Below are 3,103 nucleotides of genomic sequence, written 5' to 3'. Positions count from 1 at the left end.
CGAGCCACACGGCGTCCATGCCGCCGAGGTCCACGTCTTCGGCGCGGGCGTGACGCACCTCGACGGCATCGCCGAACGGGGCGAGGTTGTACGCGGCGACCGCGGCGGTGACCTCGTCGGCGTCGACGGCGAGGACCGACATCCCGAGCCCGGCGAAGCCGAGGCTGTCGCCGCCGATGCCGCAGCCGAGGTCCGCGACGCGCCCGATGCCGGCGTCGCGGAATCGGGCGGCATGGCGGGCGGCGACGACCGGGCGTGTCGACTGCTCCAGGCCCGCGCGGGTGAAGAGCATGCCGGCGGCGAGTTCGCCGAACTTGGCGGCGCCCCGGGCGCGCAGGTGCGCCTGCGAGACGAGCGCGGTCACGGTGTCGGGGTCGAGGCCCTCGGTCCGCAGGCGACTCACCGCGCGGGCGGTGTCGTCGGTCGTGGCGAGGGGTCCCAGCTCGTCGAGCCGGCGCAGCCCCTCGGGGGTGAGCACGGCGCGCAGCTGGTCCATCCGCATCCCGCCAGCCTAGGCCGGAGCGTCCCGCGACGAGCGCGACGGCGTATGACGTCTTCTGGCACTCGCGTTGCATGAGTGCCAGCACTTGCCTACACTGGCGTTAGCACTCTCGGTATGTGGGTGCTAACGAGTCTTCCGTCCAAGAAAGAGGTACACCGTGTCGGTTTCCATCAAGCCGCTCGAGGACCGCATCGTCATCCAGCAGGTCGAGGCCGAGCAGACCACGGCCAGCGGGCTCGTCATCCCCGACACCGCCAAGGAGAAGCCCCAGGAGGGCCAGGTCGTGGCTGTGGGCCCGGGTCGCATCGACGACAACGGCAACCGCATCCCGCTCGACGTCGCCGTCGGCGACCGCGTGATCTACAGCAAGTACGGCGGCACCGAGGTCAAGTTCGGCGCCGACGAGTACCTCGTGCTCTCGGCTCGCGACGTCCTCGCCGTCGTCGTTCGCTGATCGACTTTCCGAAGGGTCCGGATGCCGCGGCATCCGGACCCTTCGTCGTTCCCGCCGCACGCGCGGTGAACCGTGGCGGGAATCGTGCGCAGCCTGGCGCCCTGCGCGTGGTTGCCCCGCTCCCGGCACCGAGAGGCGGGAATAGGGTGGATCGGTGACCCCCGAGAGCCCCGCCGACGCCGCCCGCCGCAACACCGTGGGCGGCCTCTACGCGGCCGCGGCCTACCTCATGTGGGGCTTCCTGCCGCTGTACTTCGCGGCGCTCGCGCCGGCGTCGGCGTGGGAGGTCGTCGGCTGGCGCATCGTCTTCTCGCTGGTCTTCTGCGCGCTGCTCATCCTCGTCACGCGGTCGTGGGGTCGCATCGTCGCGATCGCCCGCCAGCCGCGTCTGCTCGCCCTCACCGCCCTCGCGGGTCTGCTGATCTTCGTGAACTGGCAGGTGTTCCTGATCGGCACCCTCAGCCACCACATCATCGAGACGAGCCTGGGCTATTTCATCAACCCGATCGTGACGGTGCTGCTCGGCGTCATCGTGCTGCGCGAGCGGCTGCGTCCGGTGCAGTGGGCGGCGATCGGTCTGGCGGTCGTGGCCGTCGGCGTGATCGTCGCCGGCTACGGCGAGTTCCCCTGGATCGCCGTGACGCTCGCGCTGTCCTTCGGCGTCTACGGCCTCGTGAAGAAGCGCATCGGCCCGAGCGTCGACGCCGTCAGCGGACTCACCTTCGAGTCGCTCTGGCTCGTGCCGATCGCCGTCGTCGAGCTCGCGATCGTGTCCGCGACGTCGGGTCTGACGATCGGCACGGCGGGCGTCGGTCACACCCTCCTCCTCGTCTCGGCGGGCATCGTCACGGCCGTGCCGCTGCTCCTGTTCGCCGCCGGCACCCGTCGTGCGACCCTCACTCTCGTCGGCCTCCTGCAGTTCATCGCGCCGATCCTGCAGTTCCTCACCGGGTGGCTGCTCATGGGCGAGCAGATGACGACGCAGCGCTGGGTCGGGTTCGGCATCGTGTGGCTCGCGCTCGCCGTGCTCTCGGTCGACTCCGTCGTCGCCGGGCGCCGTTCGCGGCGCGCTCGCGGCGCCTCGGACGTCGCCGAGCTCACCTGAACGGCGGCACACCGCAGACGAGCGGATGCCGCATCCCCGCGGCTCTTCACCGACGAGATCGTGCCTCTCACACGCCTTTCATAACGATTTCGTCGCGGAAAGATCACGTCTTCATGAGTGAAACATGTTCGTGACACAACGGGGATACGTTTTCGCGCAAGCGGACGCGGGGGAGAGGCTCCCGTGCGCCGCGCCCACACGAAAGGACAGAGCCACCATGGTTCATCCCAAGAAGGCCCTCGTGGCGGCTGCGGCCCTCGCGGGTGCCGCGACGCTCGTGCTGGCGGGGTGCTCGAGCTCGAGCACGCCGACCTCCAGCGCGAGCGCCTCGGCCTCCACGCACGCCGACCCCGCTGCGGCGTGCAAGCCGGGCACCCCGAGCACCGGCCCCCTGAAGATCGCGACGATCCTGCCCCAGACGGGTTCGCTGGCGTACCTCAACCCGCCCGCCGAGGCCGGCTACGGCCTGGCCGTGCAGGACATCAACGCCGCCGGTGGCGTGCTCGGCCAGCCTGTCCAGGTCGGCCCGATCACCGACTCGGGCGCGTCGAGCGACCTCTCCGTCTCGACCGCTTCGGCCGCCCAGATCGCCAGCTCCGACGCGCAGGTCGTGCTCGGTGCCGAGTCGTCCAGCGTCACGCTGAACTTCGTCGACACCATCACCTCCAAGTGCAAGGTGCAGCTCTCGCCCGCGAACACCGCGACGGCGCTGTCCGGCTACTCGAGCTACTACTTCCGCACCGCACCGCCGGACACCGTGCAGGGCTCGGCGCTGGGCAACCTGATCGTCGGCGACGGCGTGCAGAAGCTCGGCTTCCTCGTCTTCAACGACGCGTACGGCACCGGCCTGCGTGACGTCGTCGAGGACACCGTCACCAAGGCGGGCGGCTCGATCGTCTACGGCGCCAAGGGCAAGGGTCAGGAGTTCGCTCCCGGTCAGACGACCTTCTCGTCGGAGGTCTCGGCGGTTCTGGCCGCCAAGCCCGACGCGATCGCCATCCTCGCCTTCGACGAGACCAAGTCGATCGTCCCCGAGCTCAAG

At 70.2% G+C, this 3,103-nt stretch carries 3 protein-coding genes and 1 pseudogene; 3 read left to right on the top strand and 1 reads right to left on the bottom strand.

What is annotated here, in order from left to right:
- Window positions 1-496 (bottom strand): annotated as a pseudogene (locus tag ASG00_RS15925) (SAM-dependent methyltransferase); the annotation flags it as partial.
- Window positions 497-659: 163 nt separating this feature from the next.
- Between ASG00_RS15925 and groES the strand changes: the two are divergent.
- From groES to ASG00_RS00205, 3 genes are all read left to right on the top strand, one after another.
- Complete coding sequence (gene groES, locus ASG00_RS00215) at window positions 660-956, top strand: co-chaperone GroES (RefSeq protein WP_045246613.1); 297 nt, start codon at window positions 660-662, stop codon at window positions 954-956.
- 154 nt (window positions 957-1,110) lie between these two features.
- Window positions 1,111-2,061 (top strand): EamA family transporter RarD, encoded by a 951-nt coding sequence (gene rarD / locus ASG00_RS00210; RefSeq protein WP_056206035.1) that lies wholly within the window; start codon window positions 1,111-1,113, stop codon window positions 2,059-2,061.
- 217 nt (window positions 2,062-2,278) lie between these two features.
- The coding region (locus tag ASG00_RS00205; protein WP_327037445.1) for an ABC transporter substrate-binding protein at window positions 2,279-3,103 on the top strand (825 nt) is incomplete at its 3' end.

It is taken from the genome of Microbacterium sp. Leaf351, from assembly GCF_001423825.1.
Classification (GTDB): Bacteria; Actinomycetota; Actinomycetes; order Actinomycetales; family Microbacteriaceae; genus Microbacterium; species Microbacterium ginsengisoli.
The sequence above is the reverse complement of the archived record's forward strand: the minus strand, read 5'-3'. Positions and strand labels throughout refer to the sequence as shown.